Origin of the sequence: Thalassolituus sp. UBA2009, assembly GCF_002335285.1 — a bacterium.
Classification (GTDB): domain Bacteria; phylum Pseudomonadota; class Gammaproteobacteria; order Pseudomonadales; family Oceanobacteraceae; genus Venatoribacter; species Venatoribacter alkanivorans.
Genome location: NZ_DDCJ01000090.1, coordinates 3,252 through 3,988, shown reverse-complemented (window position 1 = coordinate 3,988; position 737 = coordinate 3,252). Strand labels below are relative to the sequence as shown.

Genomic DNA, 737 nt, shown 5'->3' with positions numbered 1-737 from the left:
AGCCTGCGCCAGCTCGCCCAGTACGTGCCCGGAATAATGCTGAATCGATTTTGCATCTTTGGCTAAAAACGCCATTAAGCGCACACGGTCGTAGCTCACCAGCTGTACGTTGGATTTTAATCGCCCCAGAACCCGCTGCGCCGCTTGGGCATCCAGATGCGAGCGGCGGAAACCATCAACCCCATTGCCGCCTTCGCCATAACTGATGCGGGTGTTTTCTTTTTTCTTTAATGCCATTTCCAGCACTTTTTCATTCACCGGAAATTCTGCCGCCGCCCATACCCAGATCAATGATGGACTGACGATAATTTTTAATGAGGTTTTTTGCTGACAGGCTTTCTGGAATGCGGTGGCCAGATGCTCCAGATCGGAAATTTCGGTATCAATTTCCTCACTCCAGATAATGGCGCTGTGATGAGTCTGCGCAAAGGGGTAATTCAGCAGCCGCTCGGCGGCGGCCAGGTCCATCGCCTCGCCGGCCACAATCTGCGAAATAAGCTCGCGCTGTTCTTCCAGCTGGCCGCTTTTACGCGCCTCTGCATCCTGTTTCATACGCTGGATACCCAGCTGCAGACTGTCATCAATAAAGGTGTTGATTGATACCGAAGAAATCTCCAGCAGTTGCTGCAATTCCAGCGGGTCCTGAGTCAGCTGGAAAACAATTTTCATCCAGTATTGCCAGGCAATATCCTGCACCGAGCGCGCATTACTGAGCAGCACCTGAGCAGCCTGAGTCG

At 52.4% G+C, this 737-nt stretch carries 1 protein-coding gene; it reads right to left on the bottom strand.

Features of this window, described 5'->3' with window-relative positions:
- Nucleotides 1–737 (bottom strand): hypothetical protein (locus B3P58_RS11340; RefSeq protein ID WP_286717588.1); only part of this gene is annotated, 737 nt, incomplete at both ends.